Below are 24,061 nucleotides of genomic sequence, written 5' to 3'. Positions count from 1 at the left end.
TGTCTCCTTTGCTGGAACTATGAGTAGCCTATCCATGTGGAAGATCTCTTTGGTGCCGGTGCTGACAACGACGACGAGTCGGAGGACCTGCCCGGCATGCCGCAGTCCCTCCGGGCGCCGTCAGACGCGCACTGGATGGCTTCCCAGCGCAGCCCCCTGGCCGTGCGGATGCGGCCCCGCACCCTGGATGACGTCGTGGGACAGCAGCATTTGCTGGGCCAGGGTTCGCCGCTTCGCCAGCTGGCCGCCGGTGCCGAAGCGGCAGGCCCGGCCGGGCCCAGCTCCGTGATCCTCTGGGGACCCCCGGGAACGGGCAAAACCACACTGGCGCATGTTATCGCCCGCGGTCCGGGCCGTAAGTTCGTGGAATTGTCGGCCATCACTGCCGGGGTCAAAGACGTCCGGCGAGTCATGGACGAGGCCCTGACCGCCCGGGACCTCTACAAGAAGACCACCGTCCTCTTCCTTGACGAGATCCATCGCTTCAACAAGGCGCAACAGGATGCGCTGCTGCCCGGCGTCGAGAACCGCTGGGTGGTGCTTGTGGCCGCCACTACCGAAAACCCTTCGTTCTCGGTGGTGTCGCCCCTGCTGTCCCGATCACTCCTGCTGACGTTGAAGCCACTGACCGACGACGACATTTCAGGACTGCTGCAAAAGGCGGTGGTTGATGCCAGGGGCTTGGCTGAACGGGTGACGCTCAGTGACGAGTCTTTGGACCACCTGGTGCGCCTGTCCGGTGGTGACGCCAGAAGGGCCCTGACGGCCTTGGAAGCTGCCGCCGGCGTGGCATTCGGTGACTCCGCAGCCGAGGACGACGGCGAGTCCGCGGACCCAGTGGTGGTGGAGCTGCGCCACACCGAGCGGGCCCTCGACGCTGCCGCGGTGCGCTATGACCGGGCCGGAGACCAGCACTATGACGTAGCGAGCGCGTTCATCAAGTCCATCCGCGGCTCCGACGTCGACGCCGCCCTGCATTACCTGGCGCGCATGCTTGAGGCCGGCGAGGACCCGAGGTTCGTGGCCCGCCGCATCGTCATTTCAGCAGCCGAGGACATTGGCATGGCAGATCCGACGGCGCTGCAGACAGCCGTGGCTGCTGCGCAGGCCGTCCAGTTGATCGGAATGCCGGAAGGTCGGATCGTCCTCGCGGAAGCCGTGGTCCACCTGGCCACCGCGCCCAAGTCCAATGCCGCGTACATGGGATTGAATAAGGCAGTTGCCGATGTCCGGGCCGGATACGGCGGTGGAATCCCCATGCATCTGCGGGACGCGCACTATCCCGGGGCCAAGCAATTGGGCCATGGAAAAAGCTATAAGTACGCGCACGACGAGCCCCACGGCGTCGCGCAGCAGCAATACCCACCCGACGACCTGGTGGGAAAGGACTATTACGAGCCCACCAACAACGGCGCCGAACGCGATATCGCAGCGAGGTTGGAGCGGCTCCGCAAGATCGTGCGTGGTGAGTAGCGGCCAGGACCAGCCAGGGGCCGGCGTTGCTGCCGTGCGTGGTAGGATGGATCCTTGTCTGGCATGGCCCGACGCACAATCCCTTTGAAGATTTCTTCCATAGTGCTGTGCGCCCGGGCTAGTAGCAAGAGGCAGCGGTTGGCCGATGCTCTCCCTGATGGAGGCCAGTAACACTGACACACCGCAGTAATTGGAAGGACACAAGTGGCTAACAACACTCGTGCTCGCCGTACCGCACGCCTTTCGCGTGCACTCGGCATTGCTCTGACCCCCAAGGCCGCCAAGTACATGGAGCGCCGCCCGTACGGCCCCGGTGAGCATGGCCGTGCCCGCAAGAAGCAGGACTCCGACTACGCCGTACGTCTGCGCGAAAAGCAGCGCCTGCGCGCCCAGTACGGCATCCGCGAAGCCCAGATGACTCGTGCCTTCGAAGAAGCACGCCGCACCAAGGGCCTGACCGGTGAAAACCTGGTTGAGCTGCTCGAAATGCGTCTGGACGCCCTGGTGCTCCGTGCAGGCTTCGCCCGCACCATCGCACAGGCCCGCCAGTTGGTTGTGCACCGCCACATCATGGTTGACGGTGTTCGCGTGGACCGTCCGTCCTTCCGCGTTGGCGAAGGCCAGCTCATCCACGTTCACAGCCGCTCCGAGGTTATGCCCCCGTTCCAGGTGGCAGCTGCTGGTGCACACGTCCTGAACAACGTTCCGGCTTACCTGGACGTCAAGATCGACGCCCTGCAGGCACGCCTGGTTCGCCGTCCCAAGCGCTCCGAGGTCCCCGTGATCTGCGAAGAGCAGCTCGTCGTCGAATTCTACGCACGCTAAATCCAAGCAGCGTATACAAAGAAGCCCGTGGCAGCCGCCGCGGGCTTCTTTGTATCCCGGGTGCCCGCCCTTTGTAGGTAAGGTACTGGGGGAGGCCTTGGCCGCGCCGGGAACCGGTGGGCGCAGGGCAGCGCAACGATCCTAGGAGAAGAGTTCTATGTCTGGTGGCGACATCGCCGGCCTCATCGCAGCGGGAGTGTTCGCGCTCCTTGTCCTGCTGTTGGCCGTGCCCATCTTGAAGCTGGGCGGCGTTTTTGACGAAGTCCGCACCTCCATCCGGCTCATCAGCGACGGCGCTACGCCCCTGATGGACGAAGTGACCGCCACGGTCACCACCACCAACCAACAGCTCAAGAAAGTTGACGGGATAGCTTCCAATGTCTCCGATGCCTCGGCCAACATCTCGGCGCTTTCGTCGCTGGTTGCTGCCACCGTGGGCTCACCGCTGATCAAGGTGGCGGCATTCAGCTACGGCGTACGTTCAGCATTCGCTGGCCGCCGCACACCGTCCTCCGGCCGCCGCAGCCGCTGAATCAACGGGAGAAACCGATGAAAAGAATTGTCTGGATGGGTATCGGCGTCGCCATCGGCGTCATAGCGTTCCGCAAAGTAACGCAGGCGCAGGCCAATCTCGGCCCGGAAGGGCTGAACCGCGCCGTAGGCCGCATGGCCGACGGCCTCTTTGATTTTGCCGATGCGGTCCGAACCGGCATGCACCAGCGCGAAGAGGATTTGCGGGCGGCGCTGGGAATCCAGGACGACGGGGCAGGCCGCCGCTAGCGGGAGCGTTTCGCTCCCGCGCCCGCAACAGGGCAGAATGGAAAGCTGCGGAACGGCACCAGCCGGTCCGCGCACATCGTGTGCAGTGAATTGAGAAGGGTAAGTAATCAGCTAATGAAGTCGCAGGAGATCACCAAGCGCTGGGTGGACTTTTTTGTCAGCAAGGGCCACACCGCCGTTCCCTCCGCGTCGCTCGTTTCCAGCGACCCGTCGCTTCTCTTCACTGTGGCCGGGATGGTTCCCTTCATTCCGTACCTGACCGCCCGCGAGGAGCCGCCCTACAGCCGCGCTACGAGCGTGCAGAAGTGCATCCGTACCGGTGACATCGAGGAAGTCGGAAAGACCGCCCGCCACGGCACGTTCTTCCAGATGTGCGGCAACTTTTCCTTTGGGGATTACTTCAAGGAAGACGCCATCAAGTTTGCGTTCGAGCTGCTTACCAGCAGCGTCGACGACGGCGGCTACGGTCTCCCTGCCGAGCGCCTGTGGGTGACGGTCTACGAAGAGGACGACGAAGCCAAGGAACTCTGGCTCAAGAACACCGGCATTCCGGCTGAGCGCATCCAGCGCATGGGGAAGTCGGACAACTACTGGCACACCGGCCAGCCTGGTCCGGCGGGTCCGTGCTCGGAGATCTACTACGACCGTGGACCGGCCTACGGCATTGAGGGTGGCCCGCTGGCCGATGAAACCCGATACATCGAAATCTGGAACCTGGTGTTCATGCAGTACCAGATCGAAAATGTGCGTTCCAAGGTCGATTTCGACATCGTGGGCGAACTGCCCAACAAGAACATCGATACCGGCCTGGGCATGGAACGTCTTGCAATGATCCTGCAGGGCGTTGAGAACATGTACGAGACCGACCAGGTCCGTCCTGTCATCGATAAAGCCGCTGAGTTGTCCGGCCGCGAGTACACCTCCGCTGAGACTCCTGAGGATCCCCACCACACGGACGACGTCCGCATGCGCGTGGTCGCCGATCACATCCGTTCGGCCTTGATGCTGATCGCTGATGGCGTTGCTCCGTCCAATGAGGGCCGCGGCTACGTGTTGCGCCGCCTGATCCGCCGCGCCGTCCGCGCCATGCGCCTGCTGGGCGTGGAGAAGGCATGCCTGCCGGACCTCCTGCCTGCCTCCCGCGACGCCATGAAGGGCGTCTACCCCATCGTTGAGACGGACTTCGCGCGGATCAGCCGCATTGCGTATGCCGAAGAGAAGGCGTTCCTGCGCACCATCGCCTCCGGAACTGCGCGCCTGGAAGATGCGGTGGCTGAGTCCAAGGCTGCTGGCGTTCCACTCTCGGGCGCCGACGCTTTCGCCCTCCACGACACCTACGGTTTCCCGATCGACCTGACGTTGGAAATGGCTGAAGAGGCCGGCCTCAAGGTGGACGAGGCAGGCTTCCGCGCACTCATGCTCGAGCAGCGCCAGCGCGCCCAAGCAGATGCCAAGGGCAAGAAGGGCGGCCACGCCGACCTCAGCGCCTACCAGGAGCTCCTGGGCAAGGGCGAAACCGTCTTCACCGGTTACGACGAACTCGAGGGCGAGGCTAAGGTCCGCGGCATCGTCAGCGGCGGACGCGCGGTGGCCCATGCGTCCACCGGTGACGAAATTGAGCTGGTCCTCAACGAAACCCCGTTCTACGCAGAAGCCGGCGGACAGTCCGCTGATACCGGCCTCATCACCGGCGACGGCTTCGTGGTGGAGGTCCTGGACGTCCAGCGCCCCATCAAGGGCTTGAGCGTGCACAAGGCGATTGTCCGCGAAGGTGAGATCGGCTCCGACGCGTTGGTGCGCGCCGCCGTCGACCGTGAACGCCGCCATGCAGCCGAGCAGGCGCACACCGGCACCCACATCGTGCACGCCGCCCTGCACCAGATCCTTGGCCCGGAAGCCACCCAGCGTGGTTCCTACAACAAGGCAGGCTACCTGCGCTTCGACTTCGCCTGGGGTGAAGGCCTGAGCACGGCTACGCGGTCCGAAATCGAAGAAGTTTCCAACATCGCCATCCGGAACAACTTCCGCGTGGACACCAAGGTGATGGGCCTTGCCGAGGCCAAGGCGTTGGGCGCCATGGCACTCTTCGGCGAAAACTATGGCAGCGAAGTGCGCGTCGTGGAGATCGACGGCGCATGGTCCCGTGAGTTGTGCGGTGGTACCCACGTGTCCAACACCTCCTTGATCGGCAGCCTTTCGTTGCTGGGAGAGCAGTCGGTTGGTTCAGGAAACCGCCGTGTCGAGGCCTTCGTGGGCCTGGACGCGTTCCGTCACCTGGCAGCAGAGCGCGCGTTGGTCAACGAGCTCACCGAACTGCTGAAGGTGCCTTCCGGACAGCTCGCGGACCGTATCTCCAGCACCCTGAGCAAGCTCAAGGCCACGGAGAAGGAACTTGACCGGCTCCGCAAGGAGCAGCTCACGGCTGCAGCGGCCAACCTGGTGGGCACGGCAAAGGATGCAGCGGGTGTGCGTGTTATCGCCCACGATGCCGGCCAGGTGGGTGGTGCGGACGATCTGCGCAACCTTGCCCTGGATCTGCGTAACCGTTTGGGCTCCGACGCCGCCACAGTGGCCGTCGCAGGTGTCAGCAATGACCGCCCCGTCATCCTGATTGCCACGAACGAGGCCGCCCGCGAGGCAGGCGTAAAAGCCGGCGCTTTGGTTCGCACGGCTGCCGGTATCCTCGGCGGTGGCGGCGGCGGCAAGGATGACGTCGCCCAGGGCGGCGGCACCGACGCTGGGAAGGTCCCTGAGGCCCTCACAGCGGTGGTGGACGCGATAGCCAAGCGCTGACGGTGGCTGCGAGTACGAACAGTGGCGTCTACCCCCGGGGCATCAAGCTGGGGGTAGACGTTGGCACGGTCAGGGTGGGCGTGGCGATCTGCGATCCGGACGGAATCCTGGCGACCCCGTTCAAAACGGTGAGCCGGAACGCCAAGAAGAACACCGACGTGCGCGTCATCGTCAAGCATGCCCTGGAGCTGCCGGCAGTGCAGATATTTGTTGGCCTTCCCCGCACCATGAAAGGTGAGGAACGCGCGTCAGCGCAGATGGCCACAGAGTACGCAGAACTCCTGGCCGGCGAGCTTTTCCTCGCCGGTTCGGACATCCCTGTGGCCCTAATTGACGAGCGTCTCAGCACTGTTACGGCTCACCGCAACCTGCACGAAGCTGGCATGAGCAGCAAGAACCACCGTAAAGTGGTTGATCAGGTTGCTGCTGCTGGGATACTCCAGCAAGCAATCGACATGCAAAAAGCCAGAGGAACGGACGTTGGCCGCCGAGTGCAGGTACCGGCGCAGTCCACAAAGCCCGGCAGTGCCCCAACGCTGCAGGCTCCCTCCGGCAGTGAACCCGATTCTTCTACGAGGGGACTGCAACTGTGAGCCCGGTCAACAACGACCCCTCCACCGGTGCTGCGGGCGGCGGCATGCCGCTGACCCGCAAAGAGCTGCGCGCGCGGGAACGATTCCTCGCCACCCAGAACCACAATGTGGTACCCGTTCCTGAAGCCACGCCGGGTGAAACTGACCCGCCTGCCGACGTCGAGTTGCCGCGACCCGTTCCCGCGGTTCCTCCGGCCCCCGCTGTTCCACCAGTGCCGGGCGCGCGGTCGGAAGCCGCCAAGCCACCCGTTCCATCGGTGCAGCCTGAGCCTGAGCCTGCTGCGCCGCCCACCCCCGAAGCACGCCCCGCATCTGGGGCAAATCCGGCAGCGGAGGCAAATCCCGCATCTGGGGCAAATCCGGCAGCGGAGGCAAATCCCGCATCTGAAGCACATCCCGCAGCGCCGGAGACGGCGTTCGACGCGGTGGCCTCCGTTGACGGGCCGGGGGCTGAAGCCCACGTGCCGCAAACGGAAGAAGGGGCACACCACGACGAAGCTGGGCACGAAGATCCGGAGCAGGCGCACCTTGCACACGTTGATCACGAACCCCAGCACCACGAACTACATCACCACGAACCACAGCACCACGAACTTGAAGGCGACGTGGAGCACGCCGAGCATGCAGCGCTCCTCGTTGACCACCACGAGTACGCAGACCACGCTTTCGATGTTCACGATGTTCATCATGATGACCAACACCACGTTGACCACCATGAAGACCATCACGACCTCATTGCCCCGGTTCTTGCCCCGGTGGAAGCCCCGGGCTCCAAGGCTGCGGCGAAGAAGGCGCGTCGACGCCGTCGCGTTCTTGCCCTACTGATCACGCTCGGCGTGTTCGTGGCCGCGATTGCCATAGGAGCCCAGTTCCTGAAGCCATTGCTGGGGATGGACAAGGTCACCGACTATCCAGGTCCCGGTACGGGTTCAGTGAAGATTACTGTGGCCGAAGGCTCCGGGCCGAAAATTGTGGCGAACGCCTTGGTACAGAACAAGGTCGTTGCTGATGCTGACTCCTTCGTCAAGGAGTTCATGAGCGAAGGTGCCGAGTTGTCGCCGGGCGAATTTACGTTCCGTACCGAGATGAAGAACTCCGATGCTGTGGCTGTCCTCGCCAACAAGGACGCTTCAAAGGTCATGTATTTCGCGCTGAGTGCGGGCCTGCGGATCACTGAATCCCTGGAGGCAATCTCCAAGGGATCAGGCATTCCCCTGCAGCAACTCAACGCCTTGAACCAATCGCCGGCGCAGTTCGGCGTGCCTGCCAAGGCCAAGAACCTTGAGGGCTTCCTGGCTCCCGGGGAGTACCGCTTCGATCTCGGGACCTCCGGAAAGGACATCCTCCAGAAGCTGGTGAACACCACACTGGACGAGCTGAAGTCGCAGGGGATCACCGATCCCGCCAAGCAGTACGACACCGTGACCATCGCGAGTATCGTGCAGGCTGAGGGTGGCCAGGCGGACTACGGAAACGTGGCCGGCGCGATCTACAACAGGCTCAAACCCAACAACGTCGAAACCAGTGGGCTTATCCAGTCAGACGCTACGGTGACGTACGGGTTGGGCAGGAAGTCCTTCCACGTCACGGAAGAGGAAAAGGCCGACAAATCAAACCCGTACAACACGTACGCGAATGTTGGGCTGCCTGTGGGTCCCATCGGATCACCGGGAAAGACTGCGATCGACGCTGCTGCCAAACCGACCCCCAATGACTACCTGTACTGGGTGACGATCAACCTGGACACCAAGGAGACCAAGTTCTCCAAGACGCTGGCTGAGCACTTAACCTATGTGGAGCAATACAACGCATGGTGCCAGGCCAACGCGGGACGGTGTGTGTGAGTCGTCGTGCCGCAGTCCTGGGGCATCCGATTTCGCATTCGAAGTCCCCAGCGCTGCACACCGCCGCCTACGCCAAGCTCGGCGTGGACATTGACTACTCGGCCATTGACGTGACGGTTGCCGCCCTTCCGGAGTTCATGGCATCGCTGGTCGGCGATGAATCATGGTGCGGTTTGTCGGTGACCATGCCGCTGAAGTCGGCCATGGTCCAGGAAGTTGACGAAGTCCGCGGGGCAGGCGCCCAGCTGGGAGTCATCAACACCGTGGCTTTCGAGAACGACGGCGGGACGGTGCGTCGTGTAGGTTACAACACTGACGTCGCGGGGATTGTTGAGTCGGTCCGGTACGCCGGTGTTGCCTCCACTCCGCATGCCGCCATCCTCGGTGGTGGAGGCACCTCCGCCGCGGCCGTCGCCGCTGCCCGCGAACTTGGTGCCGGCCACGTGGACGTTTTCGTCCGTGACGCAGGACGTGCCGGCGAAGCGGAAGCTGCTGCGGCCGCCGTCGGAATGTCGATTGCTGTCCGGCCGCTGACGCAAGCAGCCACCGCCATTGCCGGAACGGACCTGGTGATCTCGACCTTCCCGCCGCGTGCGGCCGACTCATTGGCTGAGGAGCTTGCGGCATTGCCCGGAACCGGGGCCGGTGTGCTCCTGGATGTCGCGTATGATCCCTGGCCGAGCCGCCTGGCCGAAGTGTGGCGCGGCCATGGGGGAGCGGTGGTTCCCGGGCTGGAGATGCTGATGTACCAGGCGGCGGAACAGATCAGGCGCTTCAGCGGCTGTGACGTGGATGCCGCCGTCATAGATGTGATGTGCGACTCAGTCGGGCTTCCCCGGCGGGTGTTCTAGAAGCCTTACATGGCAGGATTGGTTATATGTTGCGTTGGTTGACTGCCGGTGAATCCCACGGTCCGGCTCTGATCGGAATTGTTGAAGGCGTGCCCGCCGGTGTTGAACTCACCAGTGGGCAGATTCGCGACGCTCTGGCGCGTCGCCGCTTGGGCTACGGACGTGGTGCCCGGATGAAGTTCGAGCAGGATGAAGTCACCATCATGGGTGGCGTCCGGCACGGTCTGACCCAAGGTGGCCCAGTCGCCATCCAGGTGGGCAACACTGAGTGGCCCAAGTGGGAGCAGATCATGGCTGCTGATCCCGTGGACCCCGAAGTGCTCGCCGACCAGGCACGCAACGCTCCCTTGACCCGGCCCCGTCCCGGCCATGCCGACTTCACGGGCATGCAAAAGTACGGCTTCGACGAAGCCCGTCCGGTCCTTGAGCGTGCAAGCGCCCGGGAAACTGCCACCCGCGTTGCCCTTGGCACTGTCGCGGCCCAGTTCCTGAAGCAGTTGGGCGTCGAGTTGGTGAGCCACACTGTTTCCATTGCCAGCGTGACGGTTCCGGAAGGGCGGGCCCTGCCGCTGCCCAAGGACGTCCTGGCGCTTGACGCCGACCCCCTGCGCTGCTTCGACCGCGAGACCTCGGACGCGATGGTTGCCGAGGTGGATGCTGCCCACAAGGAAGGCGAAACCCTGGGTGGAGTTGTCGAAGTTCTCGCCTACGGGCTTCCGCCTGGACTGGGCAGCTACGTGCACTGGGACCGTCGGCTCGACTCACGGTTGGCCGCAGCACTCATGGGTATCCAGGCCATCAAGGGCGTGGAGGTTGGGGACGGCTTCCTGACCGCTGCTCGACGCGGCTCGGCTGCCCACGACGAAATCCTCAAGGACGAGAATGGCAGGATTGTCCGCCAGACCAATCGTGCCGGTGGCATTGAAGGCGGCATGAGCATTGGCGAGGTCCTGCGGGTTCGCGCCGCCATGAAGCCGATCGCCACGGTTCCGCGTGCGCTCCGCACCATCGATGTCAGCACCGGAGAGCCTGCCAAGGCCCACCACCAGCGTTCGGACGTCTGTGCGGTGCCCGCCGCCGGCGTCGTTGCCGAAGCCATGGTTGCTCTCGTTCTCGCCGAAGCCATCGCCGAGAAATTCGGCGGCGACTCCGTTGCCGAAACGCAGCGCAACCTGCAGAGCTACCTCGACAGCATCCCGGCCACCCTGGACTCGGTCGGCCGGTAGTGGTCCCCGATATCCGGCCTGGCCGCCCTGTCGTCCTGGTGGGTCCAATGGCCGTCGGTAAATCGGCCATCGGCCAGCAACTTGCTCAGCAGCTGGGTCTGCCCTTCGTGGATACCGACGCAGTGGTTGTTGCCGCGCATGGCAGCATCGCAGACATTTTCGCTGGGCGCGGGGAGCACGCGTTCCGTGAAATTGAAGCACGTGCCGTGGCGAAGTCCATCGAGTCAGCCAAGGCGCAACCGGCCATAATCTCCCTTGGCGGGGGAGCGGTCCTGGACACCGGCACCCAACAACTGCTGGGCGAGTGCACTGTGGTTTACCTCGAATGTGACGCGGAAACGGTCGCCGATCGGATTGCGCGCAACACCGGGAGGCCTTTGCTGCAGGGTGACGCCATGGAACGCTGGGAATTGCTTTTTGCCACCCGGCGTCCCGTCTACGAACGTCTCGCGGACCTGGTCATTGATGTGCGTTCAGGATCCGTGGCGGAAATCGGCCTCCAGCTGGAGGCGCGGCTGCGCGAGCATGCAGCCTTGAAACAGGAAGTTGAAAAGTGAGCAACGAAGCAACGGTCATCAAGGTGACTGGACAGGCCGCCAGCGAAAACTACGACGTCGTGGTGGGCCGCGGCCTTCTGGAGTCCTTGCCGGCCAAGCTCGGTGAGCGTGTCCGACGGGTGCTGGTCATCCACCCACGTGCCTTGCGCCTGACAGGCGATACCGTCCGTGACGAGCTCGAGGCTGCCGGTTTCACGGCGCTCACGGCGGAGATCCCGGACGCCGAGGAAGGCAAGCACATCCAGGTTGCCGCGTTCTGCTGGCAGGTGCTGGGACAAAACGACTTCACCCGATCCGACGCAATTGTTGCCGTGGGCGGCGGGGCAGTGACCGACCTCGCGGGCTTTGTGGCAGCGACGTGGCTCCGGGGCGTCAAGGTCATCCACATGCCCACCAGCCTCCTGGGCATGGTGGATGCTTCGGTGGGTGGCAAGACCGGAATCAACACCGCAGAGGGCAAGAACCTCGTGGGCTCCTTCCACCCGCCGGCGGCCGTGCTTGTTGATCTCGACACGCTCCAGACCCTGCCCAAGAATGAGCTCATTTCCGGCATGGCCGAAGTGATCAAGTGCGGTTTCATCGCCGACCCCGTGATCCTGGACTTGCTGGAAAACAAGACCGAGGCCGCCATGGATGCCGGCTCCGACGTTGTCCGCGAGCTCATTGAGCGGGCCATCTCCGTCAAGGCCAACGTCGTGTCACAGGACCTGAAGGAATCCGGCCTCCGCGAGATCCTCAATTACGGTCACACTCTGGGCCACGCCATCGAGCTGGTTGAGCGCTACTCCTGGCGTCACGGTGCCGCTGTATCGGTGGGCATGATGTTCGCCGCCGAGCTGTCCCGCAGCGTGGGCCGCCTGTCCGATGCCGACGCCGACCGGCACCGCACCATCCTGGAGAGCCTGGGCTTGCCGATCACCTACCGCAGGGACCGCTGGCAGGGTTTGCTGGATGGGATGCGCCGGGACAAGAAGTCCCGTGGCGATCTTTTGCGCTTTGTTGTCCTTGACGGCATCGCCAAGCCGGGCATCCTGGATGTTCCTGACACTTCGCTCTTGTTTGCGGCCTACCAGGAAATCGCATCATGACCATCGCCCTGCAGGACGGCGTGAGCGATTGGCCGACGGCCGGTTTCCCGGGCGTCCGCATGAACCCGGACACGCTGCTTCCCGTCGTCGTCAACGAAGAGGCAATGGACGCAGCACTGGCGGCCTCCGAGGATCCAGCGGACCGGATCATGGCCCTCCTGCTCGATAACCAGCCAAACGAAGCCGCTGAGCTCCTTGCCGAGGCCCGCTATAAGGATCCCGAGTCATTCCGTCTCCGGATCTTCGAAGCCGAAGTGCACCGGGCCACCCATCGCCTGGACCGCGCTGTGCAGTTGTTCAGGCACTTGCTGCATGATGTCCAGGGCAGTTCCAAGGAAGCGATCGTCCATCAGTACCTTGGCCGTGCCTACTTTGTCAGTGGGAATGCGCTGGCGGCGTCGGAAGAGTTCGCCAAGGCCTTGGACCTGCGCGTGGCGATGGCTGCTGATGCCGCGCTCATCTACTCGTCCGCAGTGGCCCTGCAGCGCGCCCGGAACGTGCTGGAACTGGCTTCCTAGGAGCCACCGGAAACGCCGCCCGCAAGCCTCGGCCGGTTTTGCCGGTAGAATGGTTTTTGGATTTTTGATAAATACGCGCTGGCGCGCCGATTGGCACGCCTGCTTGGCATAGATAGCTGGCAGCTAGAACCAGTGCGATTAACCAGAGGATACGAGTGGCAACCACAAACGACATCAAGAACGGGACCGTACTGAAGCTCGAGGGCCAGCTCTGGAACATCATTGAGTTCCAGCACGTCAAGCCGGGCAAGGGCGGCGCCTTCGTCCGCACCAAAATGCGCAACGTCATGTCCGGCAAGGTGGTCGACAAGACCTTCAACGCCGGCCTGAAAATTGAAACCGCAACGGTTGACCGCCGCGACTACCAGTATCTGTACCAGGACGGCGAAGACTTCGTGTTCATGGATACCCAGGACTACGACCAGATCACCGTTTCCGGTGCAACGGTAGGCGACGCCACCAACTTCATGCTCGAGAACCAGATGGTCAACATCGCCATCCATGAGGGCACCCCGCTTTACATCGAACTTCCCCCGAGCGTCGTCCTCGAAATCACCTACACGGAGCCCGGCCTCCAGGGTGACCGTTCCTCCGCAGGAACCAAGCCTGCCACTGTTGAAACCGGCTACGAGATCCAGGTACCCCTGTTCGTCGAACAGGGCACCAAGGTCAAGGTCGACACCCGCGATGGCAGCTACCTGGGCCGGGTCAACGACTAGTGAGCGCCCGCGGTAAAGCCCGTAGCAGGGCTCTGGAAGTACTTTTCGAAGCGGAGCAGCGTTCCGTCTCGGCTTTCGATGCGCTCAAGGCGCGCCGGGAGAAGACAGACCTCGTGATCAACCCCTACACGGTGGAAATCGTTGAAGGCGTGGTCTCCATGCAGGCGACCATTGACGAATTCCTTGAGACCTACGCCCAGGGCTGGACCCTGGAGCGGATGCCGTCCGTGGACCTGATTATCCTCCGTATCGGCGCATGGGAACTGCTCTACAACGACGAAGTTCCTGATGGTGTAGCCGTCAGCGAGGCCGTCGCCCTTGCCAAGACGATGTCCACGGACGAGTCGCCGGCGTTCATTAATGGCCTGCTCGGCCGTTTGCAGAAGCTCAAGCCTTCACTGCTGGCCTGATCGGCGGCAAAGGTTAGAAGGACCCCCTTCCCGGGTAACCGGGAAGGGGGTCCTTTTTTGTCCAGGATCCGTCCACGCACTATTGGAGGACTGCCGCCCTCAGGGCAGGTATGGCTCGAAGGTGCTCGAGTTCGTCGTGTTGGTGGACCGGTACGTCACGACCGCTAAGGATGCGCTGGCGGGTGAAGGCCAAAGCCGTGGCGCCTTTGATGAAGTTCCGCATTTGCGCTGACCTTCCCCGGGACGACGCCCAGCGCAGGGCCTGGCGCCGGCCCCTGGACGTGCCAAGCATCTCCACTTCAGCGGGTGTGAACCATCCCGCACGGGCGTATTCGAGGAGTCGTTGGCGCGTGAGCTTTCCTTCGGCCACGCGAAGGAGGATGATCCCCACAGTTGCCGTCAGGAAAATGGGAACCTGGACCACGAAGTACTCCACCAGGAAGTCCTGGCCCATGCTGTTCCATCGGTTGTGCAGGAACATGGCCAGCAACAAGCCCACGAAGAACGCCAGCACTGCATAGCCGGGATGCCATCTGCGGGCGGCGAAGCCCATGATCAGCCCGGTTGTGCCGGTGAACACGGCGTGGGCGAATGGCGACATGAGTCCGCGGAGGATAAAAATCCGTACAAAGTCGGTGCCGGGATCGGTCGACGAGGCAATCTCCCGCCCGAAGTAGAGGATATTTTCCGTGAACGCGAATCCGGCGGCGATGGTGAAGGCAAAGACAACGCCGTCTACGGGTCCGTCGAAGTATTTCCGGGCCGCGAGGATCAGTACCAGCAGTCCCAACGACTTGGTGAACTCCTCGACGATTGGCGCCTGGACGGTGGCCATGAAGTAGGTGAAGGCTTCTTCGCTGCTGGTGGGTGCGGCCAGCGCGAACAAGGGCTGGATCAGCAGCGTGCCCGCGATGGACACGGCGGCGCCCCACGTGAAGGCGAACCAAAGGAGCCGCTTTGGTTCCGGCTCCCAGCGATCAATGAGGCGGACGGTGAGCAGCACCACGGTCAACGGAATGAGGGAGGCGACGAAGCCAATCACGAAGCCAGTGATTCCCGTGTTGCCCAGAAGGAAGGGGAGTACCAGCAGCAGGCTGGCAAGTGCCAGGATCCCGCCACCGATGACCAGCGGAAGTGTGCCCATGGACCGTTTCGGCGCCGGCGGCATTGCCCAGGTTTGTTGGGGGAGTGATGCCGGATTCCCTGGAGCGTGCTGGTAGTTGGCGGGCTGCACCCGCCCCATCCAGGTGGGGTTGGCGCCAGGTTCCACATAGGGCCGCGGATAGGGTTGGCCGTGAGGGTTCATGGTCATGGGAATGAGCCTATTCCACGGCGGGGAATGTGAGCTTAAACTCGTGCCGCCCGGCGCCCGCGGGTGAAGCGGGAAACTGGCGTTGTGGTAGCTTGGAAAAGCAAATATTCCTTTTTTAATTCCGTCCCGTGAGGCGGGGAAAGGGGAGACGAGCGATGACTGAAGTCACTTCAGCGCACCTGCCGTCGCGGGTTGTCCTCAACCAGGCGGACATTGACCGTGCGCTCACTCGTATCGCCCACGAGATCCTTGAAGCCAACAAGGGCTCCCAGGATTTGGTTCTTTTGGGCATTCCCAGCCGCGGCTATCCATTGGCCGTGCGGCTCGCCAACAAAATCGCAGCTGCCGACCCCACGGTCAACGCCGAAACGATTGTCGGCCAACTGGATGTCACCATGTTCCGTGACGATCTCTCGCACCAGCCCACCCGGCCCCCGCGCCACACCCGCCTGCCGTTGTCGGGGATTGACAACAAAGTGGTTGTCCTGATCGATGACGTCCTGTATTCAGGCCGTACCATCCGGGCCGCACTGGATGCCTTGGTGGACCTTGGCCGCCCGCGGATTGTCCGTTTGGCCGTTTTGGTGGACCGGGGCCACCGGGAGCTGCCGATCCGCGCAGACCACGTTGGCAAGAACCTGCCGACTTCAAGTTCCGAAAAAGTCCGGGTCCACCTGGAGGAAATCGACACCGTGGATGGCGTGCCCGTCAACGAAGTCGTGATCGAGGCGGGCAAGTGAAGCACCTCCTTTCCACCGAGAACCTCAGCGCCTTCGATGCCATCCGGGTCCTGGATACGGCCGAGGAGATGTCGGCAGTGGGCGAGCGTGAAGTGAAGAAGCTTCCTGCCCTGCGCGGCAGGACAGTGGTCAACCTGTTCTTCGAGGACTCCACCCGTACGCGCATCTCCTTCGAAGCCGCAGCCAAACGCCTGTCTGCTGACGTCATCAACTTCGCAGCCAAGGGTTCCTCGGTGTCCAAGGGCGAGTCGCTCAAGGACACCGCACAGACGTTGGCTGCCATGGGCGCTGACGCGGTGGTCATCCGCCACTGGGCCTCCGGGGCACCCCATCGCCTCGCAGCGACGGACTGGATTGACGCTGCCGTGATCAACGCCGGTGACGGCACCCACGAACACCCCACGCAGGCACTCCTGGACGCGTTCACCATGCGCCGGCACTGGGCCCAGCTCAAGGGAACGGCTTCCACGGGAGCCGATCTCAAGGGCATGCGCGTGGCAATCGCCGGTGACGTCCTGCACTCCCGGGTGGCCCGTTCCAACGTCTGGTTGTTGAAGACCCTCGGAGCTGACGTCACCTTGGTGGCGCCACCCACCCTGCTGCCCATCGGCGTCGAGCACTGGCCATGCAAGGTCAGCTACAACCTGGACGAGACCTTGGAAGCCGGCATCGACGCCATGATGATGCTGCGTGTCCAGGGTGAGCGGATGAACGCGTCGTTCTTCCCATCAACCCGCGAGTACTCACGCCGCTGGGGTTTCGACGACGCGCGTCTCCGTGCCCTTGATGACCTTGGCATGAAGGACACCATCATCATGCACCCTGGCCCCATGAACCGCGGCCTGGAGATTTCCTCGGCCGCCGCGGATTCGCCGCGTTCCACTGTGCTTGCGCAGGTACGCAATGGTGTCTCGGTCCGCATGGCCGCCCTTTACCTGCTGCTCTCCGGGGATTCCCGCGAAGCTGCCCCGAACGCAATCCAGTCCAGCAAGGAGACCAACTGATGGCAGAGAACACCTACCTGATTCGTGGGGCAGCCATCCTCGGCGGTGAACCTGAGGACCTGTTGATCCGCGACGGCATCATCGAAGCACGCGGAAAGGACCTCGCGGACGGCGACGCCACGGTCGTTGACGGCAAGGGCCTGATCGCACTGCCGGGCATGGTCGATGTCCACACCCACCTCCGCGAACCGGGCCGCGAGGACGCTGAAACCGTGGAGACCGGAACCCGGGCCGCTGCGCTGGGTGGCTTTACCGCCGTGCATGCAATGGCCAACAGCAACCCGGTAGCGGACACTGCCGGCGTCGTCGAGCAGGTCCACAGCCTGGGCCGAGCCTCCGGTTGGGTTGACGTGCGTCCGGTCGGCGCGGTCACCGTGGGATTGGCCGGCGAGCAGCTTGCCGAGCTCGGCGCCATGGCGGACTCGCGCGCGCAGGTCCGGATGTTTTCCGATGACGGCATCTGCGTCCACGATCCCGTCATCATGCGCCGCGCACTGGAGTACGTCAAAGCGTTCGACGGCGTCGTGGCCCAGCACGCGCAGGAACCCCGCCTTACCGCCGGGGCACAGATGAACGAAGGCGCTGTCTCGGCGGTGCTGGGGCTGACCGGGTGGCCGGCCGTGGCCGAGGAGAGCATCATTGCCCGCGACGTCCTGCTCGCCCAGCATGTGGGTTCCCGCCTGCACGTCTGCCACGTCTCCACCGCCGGTTCCGTGGAGATCGTACGCTGGGCCAAGGCCCGCGGCATCAACGTCACCGCTGAAGTCACCCCGCACCACCTGCTCCTGACCGACGAACTGGTCCGCAGCTACGATCCCGTGTACAAGGTCAATCCTCCGCTCCGCACGGACGCCGATGTGCAGGCACTGCGCGAGGGCCTCGCCGATGGCACCATCGACGTCGTGGGCACCGACCACGCTCCGCACCCCAGTGAGCACAAAGAGTGTGAATGGGCACAGGCAGCAATGGGCATGACCGGCCTGGAGACCGCGCTCTCAGTGGTGCAGGAAACCATGATCGAAACCGGCCTTATGTCGTGGGCAGACTTCGCCAGGGTTACCTCGTTTACTCCGGCCGTGATCGGACGCGTTGCAGACCAAGGGCGCCCATTGGACGTCGGGGAGCCCGCCAACGTCATCTTGGTGGACCCGGCTGCGCGTTGGACCGTCGACCCCCATAAAATGGCAACCATGGGCCGCAATTCACCGTTCAAGGGCAAAGAGCTGCCCGGTTCAGTGGTGGCGACCTTCTTCAAGGGCCACCCCACTGTCCTCGACGGCAAACTCAACACCCCGTACCGCTACCCTGCAGTCAGCGGTAACTGATGGACAACCAGACATTGACCGTGCTTATCACGGTTCCGTTGATCGCCGTGGTGCTGGCGATGCTCTGGCTGGGTTGGCGGAACCGACTGAGGCGACAAGCCGACGTCGAACGCCTCCCCGAGGTTCCGGAGCAGCTGACCCCTGCCACCGTCGTCGCAGATGGCCAATACGTGGCCACCACGACCGCGGGCGACTGGCTGGACCGAATCGCCGTCCAGGGCCTGGGCATCCGGACCAACGCGGAACTGAGCATTCACGCCGAAGGCGTGCTGTTTGACCGATCCGGCGCCGCCCCGGTTTTTATCCCGCGCTCGGCTGTGCAGGACAGCCACCCAGCAGACGGCATGACCGGGAAGTTCGTCGAAAAGGACGGACTCGTGGTCATCAGCTGGAAACTGGGCACCCGCGAACTGGACACCGGTTTCCGGTCCAGGCACGCAGCCGACAAGCAGCTCCTCCTCGAAGCCCTCCAGGAATTGATCTCCGCAGCCCCTCAGGCAGATGCCGATAGTGGAAAGTAATAAAGTGACGGATAGTAAAGCAGCCACCACCCCCACCTCCTCAGCAGCAGTGCTGGTGCTCGAAGACGGCCGCATGTTCCGCGGCCGCAGCTACGGCGCCCAGGGGACCGCGCTCGGTGAAGCGGTATTCGCCACCGGCATGACCGGTTACCAGGAAACCATTACCGACCCTTCCTACGCGCGTCAGCTGGTCGTCCAGACTGCGCCGCACATCGGCAACACGGGTGTCAACAGTGAAGATGCCGAGTCCCGCCGCATCTGGGTGGCCGGGTACATTGTGCGCGACGCCGCACGCCGACCGTCCAACTGGCGCTCCGAGCGTTCGCTGGATGACGAACTCACGGAGCAGGGTGTTGTCGGCATCCAGGGCGTGGACACCCGCGCCATCACCCGCCACCTCCGCGAGCACAAGACCATGCGCGCAGGCATCTTCTCCGGCGAGGCCGCCCAGGCAACCGACAAGGAACTGCTGGACACCGTCCTGGCAAGTGCTCCGATGGAAGGCGCAGCCCTGGCCGAGGAAGTCTCTATTGACGAGGCCTATGTTGTTGAACCCAAGGACCACGGTTGGGAAGGCGAACCGCGGTTCTCCATCGCCGCTGTGGACCTGGGCATCAAGGCCATGACGCCGATCCGCTTTGCCGAGCGCGGCGTGCGCGTCCACGTCCTCCCGGCAACGTCCACCGTGGAAGACGTCAACGCGGTCAAGCCGGACGGTTTCTTCATGTCCAACGGCCCGGGCGACCCCGCGACGGCCGATCACCAGGTGAAGCTCCTGCGTTCGGTGCTGGACGAGAAGCTGCCGTACTTCGGTATCTGCTTCGGCAACCAGATCCTGGGCCGCGCCCTCGGATTCGGTACGTACAAGCTCCGTTATGGCCACCGCGGCATCAACCAGCCTGTCATGGACCGCCGCACGGGCAAGGTGGAGATCACCTCCCAGAACCACGGCTTTGCCGTCGACGCGCCGCTGAACGGCGCCACGGTGGCACCGGAAGAGCGCTACGGCCGCGTTGAAGTCAGCCACGTTTCCTTGAACGACGACGTCGTTGAAGGGCTCGCCTGCCTGGACATCCCCGCGTTCTCGGTCCAGTACCACCCCGAAGCCGCGGCCGGCCCGCACGATGCCGCCTACCTCTTTGACCGCTTCATCGACCTCATGGCCGACACCAAGTCCAAGGCCACAGGCGATAACACCAACGACTCCAACGACTCCAAGACTGAGGACAAGAAGTAATGCCCAAGCGTACAGATCTCAAGAGCGTCCTCGTCATTGGTTCGGGCCCGATCGTCATTGGCCAGGCTGCCGAGTTCGACTACTCCGGCACCCAGGCCCTTCGTGTCCTCAAGGAGGAAGGCCTGCGCGTCATCCTCGTGAACTCCAACCCCGCCACCATCATGACGGACCCCGAGTTCGCGGATGCCACCTACGTTGAGCCCATCACCCCCGAGGTGGTGGAGAAGATCATCGCCAAGGAGCGCCCGGACGCCATCCTGCCCACCCTGGGCGGCCAGACGGCACTTAACACCGCCATCGCGTTGGACAAGAACGGTGTGCTGGAGAAGTACAACGTCGAACTCATTGGTGCGAACATTGCCGCCATCGAGCTCGGCGAAGACCGCGAAAAGTTCAAGGGCGTGGTGGAACGTTGTGGCGCAGAGTCCGCACGCAGCCACATCATCCACACCATGGACGAAGCATTTGCGGCAGCGGAAGACCTCGGGTACCCGATGGTGGTCCGTCCTTCCTTCACCATGGGTGGCCTGGGCTCCGGCTTGGCGTACAACGAGGACGACCTCCGCCGCATCGTCGGCCAGGGCCTCCAGTACAGCCCCACCACCGAGGTCCTGCTCGAAGAGAGCATCCTTGGCTGGAAGGAATACGAGCTGGAGATGATGCGCGACAAGAACGACAACGTCGTTGTTGTGTGCTCCATCGAGAACTTCGATCCCGTAGGCGTCCACACCGGCGACTCCATCACGGTAGCTCCGGCCCTGACCCTGACGGACCGCGAGTACCAGAAGCTGCGTGACGTCTCCATTGCCGTCATCCGCGAAGTCGGCGTGGACACCGGTGGCTGCAACATCCAGTTCGCTATCGACCCTGCCACGGGCCGCGTGGTGGTCATCGAGATGAACCCCCGCGTTTCCCGCTCCTCGGCCCTGGCATCGAAGGCAACAGGTTTCGCGATTGCAAAGATCGCCACCAAGCTCTCCCTGGGCTACACGCTTGACGAGATCCCCAACGACATCACCCAGAAGACGCCGGCATCGTTCGAGCCGACCCTGGACTACGTTGTGGTCAAGGTTCCCCGTTTCGCATTCGAGAAGTTCCCGGCAGCGGACAACACCCTCACCACCACCATGAAGTCCGTCGGCGAGGCCATGGCCATGGGCCGCAACTTCACCGAGGCCCTGCAGAAGGCCTTGCGTTCCCTGGAGCAGAAGGGCTCGCAGCTGGACTTCAGCTCCGTCCCCGAATACGAAGTTGCCGAGCTCCTTGAGAAGGCCAAGCGTCCCACCACCGACCGGCTGCACCAGGTGCAGCGGGCCCTCCTGGGCGGGGCCAGCCTGGAAGAGGTCTTCGAGGCCACCAAGATCGACCCCTGGTTCCTGGACCAGCTGCAGTTGCTCAACGAGACTGCGCAGCAGATCCGCAAGGCCGGCGTGCTCACCGAGGAAATGCTGCGCAATGCCAAGCGCCACGGTTTCTCCGACGAGCAAATCGGTGCTTTGACGCACAACAATGAGGCAGTGGTCCGTGGTGTCCGCCAGGCACTGGGCATCCGTCCGGTCTACAAGACGGTGGACACCTGTGCTGCAGAGTTCGCCGCTTACACTCCGTACCACTACTCGTCCTATGACGAAGAAGATGAGGTGGGCCTGCACGCCAAGCCCTCGGTCATCATCCTCGGCTCCGGCCCCAACCGCATTGGCCAGGGCATCGAGTTCGACTACTCCTGCGTGCACGCTTCCATGGCCCTGCGCAAGGCCGGGTACGAGACCGTCATGGTCAACTGCAACCCCGAGACAGTCTCCACCGACTACGACGTCTCCACGCGCCTGTACTTCGAACCGCTGACCCTTGAGGACGTCCTCGAGGTCATCGCGGCAGAAGAACGCACCGGCGGCGTCATGGGTGTCTTCGTGCAGCTCGGCGGTCAGACTCCCCTCAAGCTGGCGCAGCAGCTCGCCGATGCCGGCGTACCGATCCTGGGCACCTCGCCTGAGGCCATCGACCTCGCCGAGCACCGTGGCGCCTTCGCCCGCGTGCTGGACGAAGCCGGCTTGACCTCCCCGAAGAACGGCACCGCCGTCTCCTTCGAGGACGCCAAGAAGATCGCCGATGAGATCGGCTACCCGGTCCTGGTGCGCCCGTCGTACGTCCTGGGTGGCCGTGGCATGGAGATCGTCTACGACGAAGCCAACCTCTCCCGCTACATCGCCAACGCCACCGAGATCACCCCGGACCACCCGGTGTTGATCGACCGCTTCCTTGAGGACGCCGTCGAAATCGACGTCGACGCACTCTTCGACGGCACCGACATGTACCTCGGTGGCATCATGGAACACATCGAAGAGGCCGGCATCCACTCGGGTGACTCTGCCTGCGTGCTTCCTCCGATCACCCTTGGCAACAACGTGATCGAACGCGTGCGCACCGCAACGCGTGCCATCGCCGAGGGCGTGGGTGTCCGCGGCCTGATCAACATCCAGTTCGCGCTGGCTTCCGATGTCCTGTACGTCCTTGAAGCCAACCCGCGGGCCTCCCGCACGGTTCCGTTCGTCTCCAAGGCCACGGGTGTCCAGATGGCCAAGGCCGCGGCGCTCATCGGCACGGGTGTCACCATCAACCAGCTCCGCACTGCCTACAAGATGCTGCCGGAGACGGGGGACGGCTCCACCCTGCCCCTGGATGCTCCGGTTGCCGTCAAGGAAGCCGTCCTGCCGTTCAGCCGCTTCCGCACCCCGGAGGGCAAGGTTGTGGACTCCCTGCTCGGTCCTGAAATGCGCTCCACCGGCGAGGTCATGGGTATCGATAAGCACTTCGATACCGCATTCGCCAAGAGCCAGGCCGCAGCCAACAACGCTCTGCCCACCGAAGGCAAGATCTTCGTCTCGGTCGCCAACCGTGACAAGCGTTCGGTGATCATGGGCGTCAAGCGCCTCTCGGACCTCGGTTTCGAGATCGTCTCCACCGGTGGCACGGCAGATGTCCTGCGCCGCAACGGCATCCAGGCCACTCCGGTGCGCAAGGTCGCCGAGGGCAGCAGCGCCGAAGGCGAAGGAACCATCGCCGACCTCGTCGTTGCCGGCGAGATCGACATGGTCTTCAACACGCCCTCAGGCGGCGAAGCCCGCAGCGACGGGTACGAACTCCGTGCCGCTGCGACGTCCATTGGTATTCCTTGCATCACCACCGTGGCCGAGTTCAACGCTGCAGTACAGGCCATTGAAGCGCTGCGGACCTACGAATGGTCCGTGACCAGCCTGCAGGAGCACGCAGGCAACCTGGCAGCGGCAGTGGAAGCAGCCAATGCCTGAGTCTGCTTCGCCGCACCTGGAACAGCAGCCGGTCCGGGAGTCGTTCGGCTCCCGGCTGGCTGCCGCCATGGCGGACCGCGGGCCGCTGTGCGTCGGGATCGACCCGCACCCGCAGCTCCTGGCTGAGTGGGGACTGAACGACGACGCCGCCGGGCTGGAACGCTTTTCGCTGACGGTGGTGGAGGCAGTGGGTTCCCTCGCTGCCGCGGTGAAGCCGCAAGTGGCACTGTACGAGCGGCACGGCTCTGCCGGCATGGCAGTGCTGGAGCGTACCCTGGCCGCATCCTCGGAAGCGGGTGTCCTGAGCATCGCTGACGCCAAGCGTGGTGATATTGGCTCCACGATGGCTGCCTACGCCGATGCCTGGCTGCGGGACGGGTCATCGCTGGCCGCGGACTCTGTGACCTTGAGCCCATACCTGGGCTTTGAGTCGCTGCGTCCGGCGCTGGATCTCGCCGCCCAATACGGCAGGGGAGTGTTTGTGCTCGCGTTAACATCCAACCCGGAGGGCAAGTCCGTCCAGCATGTTGGCGGCGCTGATTCCGTTGCCCGGCGCATTGTGGCCGAGGCCGCCGCGGAGAACGCGCGCTATGACGGGGTCCTGGGTTCGGTTGGCCTGGTGGTGGGTGCCACCATTGGTTCGGCGTTGGAGGACCTCGACATCGACCTCGGTCCGGTCCGTGGTGCCATCCTGGCCCCGGGACTCGGTGCCCAGGGCGCTACTCCCGCCGATCTCCGTGCCACTTTTGGGGCCGCGTATCCGACTGTCCTCGCGACATCAAGCCGGGGAATCCTGGCCGCTGGACCCTCGGTTACGGCCTTGCGGGCTGCTACCGAGCAGACCCGGGATGGGCTCCGTTCCGAGTAAGTTGCCTGGCTGCATTGCGCAACCGGGCCCCTGCCGGTAGGTTCAGGATCAGTCCGCGTGATCTGGATC

At 63.7% G+C, this 24,061-nt stretch carries 22 protein-coding genes; 21 read left to right on the top strand and 1 reads right to left on the bottom strand.

Translation table 11 applies throughout. The features are described 5' to 3' along the window. Positions 1 to 36 precede the first annotated feature (36 nt). The 14 genes from ACNQOP_RS02115 (at position 37) to nusB (ending at position 13,677) form a co-directional block, all read left to right on the top strand. Complete coding sequence (locus ACNQOP_RS02115) at positions 37 to 1,473, top strand: replication-associated recombination protein A (RefSeq protein WP_416403156.1); 1,437 nt, start codon at positions 37 to 39, stop codon at positions 1,471 to 1,473. Between the two features lie 204 nt (positions 1,474 to 1,677). Next, on the top strand, positions 1,678 to 2,298 hold the full coding sequence (rpsD, locus tag ACNQOP_RS02110; protein WP_142939071.1) for a 30S ribosomal protein S4: 621 nt from the start codon (positions 1,678 to 1,680) through the stop codon (positions 2,296 to 2,298). Between the two features lie 157 nt (positions 2,299 to 2,455). Further along, positions 2,456 to 2,830, top strand: coding sequence for a DUF948 domain-containing protein (locus tag ACNQOP_RS02105; RefSeq protein WP_235520756.1), 375 nt, complete (start codon positions 2,456 to 2,458; stop codon positions 2,828 to 2,830). Positions 2,831 to 2,847: 17 nt separating this feature from the next. Next, positions 2,848 to 3,078, top strand: coding sequence for a hypothetical protein (locus tag ACNQOP_RS02100; protein ID WP_235520755.1), 231 nt, complete (start codon positions 2,848 to 2,850; stop codon positions 3,076 to 3,078). 114 nt (positions 3,079 to 3,192) lie between these two features. After that, positions 3,193 to 5,871: an alanine--tRNA ligase gene (gene alaS, locus ACNQOP_RS02095; RefSeq protein ID WP_235520754.1), complete on the top strand. Its 2,679-nt coding sequence runs from the start codon at positions 3,193 to 3,195 to the stop codon at positions 5,869 to 5,871. 2 nt (positions 5,872 to 5,873) lie between these two features. Beyond that, on the top strand, positions 5,874 to 6,464 hold the full coding sequence (ruvX, locus tag ACNQOP_RS02090) for a Holliday junction resolvase RuvX (RefSeq protein ID WP_284985767.1): 591 nt from the start codon (positions 5,874 to 5,876) through the stop codon (positions 6,462 to 6,464). Continuing rightward, a complete protein-coding gene (gene mltG, locus ACNQOP_RS02085) occupies positions 6,461 to 8,308 on the top strand; it encodes an endolytic transglycosylase MltG (RefSeq protein WP_416403155.1) in 1,848 nt (615 codons plus the stop codon). The genes ruvX and mltG overlap by 4 nt, the downstream gene beginning before the upstream one ends. Continuing rightward, positions 8,305 to 9,159, top strand: a complete 855-nt coding sequence (locus ACNQOP_RS02080; RefSeq protein WP_257367995.1) for a shikimate dehydrogenase family protein — start codon at positions 8,305 to 8,307, stop codon at positions 9,157 to 9,159. The genes mltG and ACNQOP_RS02080 overlap by 4 nt, the downstream gene beginning before the upstream one ends. Positions 9,160 to 9,185: 26 nt before the next feature. Beyond that, entirely contained in the window at positions 9,186 to 10,385 is a 1,200-nt protein-coding gene (aroC, locus tag ACNQOP_RS02075; RefSeq protein ID WP_284985764.1) for a chorismate synthase, read from the top strand. After that, entirely contained in the window at positions 10,385 to 10,942 is a 558-nt protein-coding gene (locus tag ACNQOP_RS02070) for a shikimate kinase (RefSeq protein WP_374198950.1), read from the top strand. Before aroC ends, ACNQOP_RS02070 begins: the two co-directional genes overlap by 1 nt. Continuing rightward, the gene (gene aroB / locus ACNQOP_RS02065; protein WP_257367998.1) at positions 10,939 to 12,030 is read left to right on the top strand and encodes a 3-dehydroquinate synthase; all 1,092 of its coding nucleotides are present in this window, start codon (positions 10,939 to 10,941) and stop codon (positions 12,028 to 12,030) included. The genes ACNQOP_RS02070 and aroB overlap by 4 nt, the downstream gene beginning before the upstream one ends. Continuing rightward, positions 12,027 to 12,548: a tetratricopeptide repeat protein gene (locus tag ACNQOP_RS02060; protein ID WP_416403154.1), complete on the top strand. Its 522-nt coding sequence runs from the start codon at positions 12,027 to 12,029 to the stop codon at positions 12,546 to 12,548. Before aroB ends, ACNQOP_RS02060 begins: the two co-directional genes overlap by 4 nt. 155 nt (positions 12,549 to 12,703) lie before the next feature. Then, a complete protein-coding gene (efp, locus tag ACNQOP_RS02055; protein WP_011774957.1) occupies positions 12,704 to 13,267 on the top strand; it encodes an elongation factor P in 564 nt (187 codons plus the stop codon). Next, positions 13,267 to 13,677: a transcription antitermination factor NusB gene (nusB, locus tag ACNQOP_RS02050; protein ID WP_257368001.1), complete on the top strand. Its 411-nt coding sequence runs from the start codon at positions 13,267 to 13,269 to the stop codon at positions 13,675 to 13,677. Before efp ends, nusB begins: the two co-directional genes overlap by 1 nt. Before the next feature lie 79 nt (positions 13,678 to 13,756). Here the strand turns inward: nusB and ACNQOP_RS02045 are convergent, their stop codons facing one another. Then, positions 13,757 to 14,989 (bottom strand): PrsW family intramembrane metalloprotease, encoded by a 1,233-nt coding sequence (locus tag ACNQOP_RS02045; protein WP_416403153.1) that lies wholly within the window; start codon positions 14,987 to 14,989, stop codon positions 13,757 to 13,759. 155 nt (positions 14,990 to 15,144) lie between these two features. Between ACNQOP_RS02045 and pyrR the strand changes: the two genes are divergently transcribed. Genes pyrR through pyrF form a run of 7 tightly spaced genes read left to right on the top strand, consistent with a single transcriptional unit; the run spans position 15,145 to position 23,992 of the window. Continuing rightward, a complete protein-coding gene (pyrR, locus tag ACNQOP_RS02040; RefSeq protein WP_257368003.1) occupies positions 15,145 to 15,729 on the top strand; it encodes a bifunctional pyr operon transcriptional regulator/uracil phosphoribosyltransferase PyrR in 585 nt (194 codons plus the stop codon). Continuing rightward, positions 15,726 to 16,733, top strand: a complete 1,008-nt coding sequence (locus ACNQOP_RS02035; RefSeq protein WP_235520743.1) for an aspartate carbamoyltransferase catalytic subunit — start codon at positions 15,726 to 15,728, stop codon at positions 16,731 to 16,733. Before pyrR ends, ACNQOP_RS02035 begins: the two co-directional genes overlap by 4 nt. Further along, positions 16,733 to 18,058, top strand: coding sequence for a dihydroorotase (locus tag ACNQOP_RS02030; RefSeq protein ID WP_257368004.1), 1,326 nt, complete (start codon positions 16,733 to 16,735; stop codon positions 18,056 to 18,058). The genes ACNQOP_RS02035 and ACNQOP_RS02030 overlap by 1 nt, the downstream gene beginning before the upstream one ends. Next, positions 18,058 to 18,579 (top strand): hypothetical protein, encoded by a 522-nt coding sequence (locus ACNQOP_RS02025; RefSeq protein ID WP_284985760.1) that lies wholly within the window; start codon positions 18,058 to 18,060, stop codon positions 18,577 to 18,579. Before ACNQOP_RS02030 ends, ACNQOP_RS02025 begins: the two co-directional genes overlap by 1 nt. Further along, positions 18,560 to 19,816, top strand: coding sequence for a glutamine-hydrolyzing carbamoyl-phosphate synthase small subunit (carA, locus tag ACNQOP_RS02020; RefSeq protein WP_416403152.1), 1,257 nt, complete (start codon positions 18,560 to 18,562; stop codon positions 19,814 to 19,816). Before ACNQOP_RS02025 ends, carA begins: the two co-directional genes overlap by 20 nt. Further along, entirely contained in the window at positions 19,816 to 23,124 is a 3,309-nt protein-coding gene (carB, locus tag ACNQOP_RS02015) for a carbamoyl-phosphate synthase large subunit (RefSeq protein ID WP_257368007.1), read from the top strand. The genes carA and carB overlap by 1 nt, the downstream gene beginning before the upstream one ends. Beyond that, complete coding sequence (pyrF, locus tag ACNQOP_RS02010) at positions 23,117 to 23,992, top strand: orotidine-5'-phosphate decarboxylase (protein WP_284985758.1); 876 nt, start codon at positions 23,117 to 23,119, stop codon at positions 23,990 to 23,992. Before carB ends, pyrF begins: the two co-directional genes overlap by 8 nt. Positions 23,993 to 24,061: the final 69 nt, after the last annotated feature.

This window comes from Arthrobacter sp. LFS091, assembly GCF_047977885.1.
Taxonomy (GTDB): Bacteria; Actinomycetota; Actinomycetes; order Actinomycetales; family Micrococcaceae; genus Arthrobacter.
This window is presented reverse-complemented; position numbering and strand designations above follow the sequence as displayed.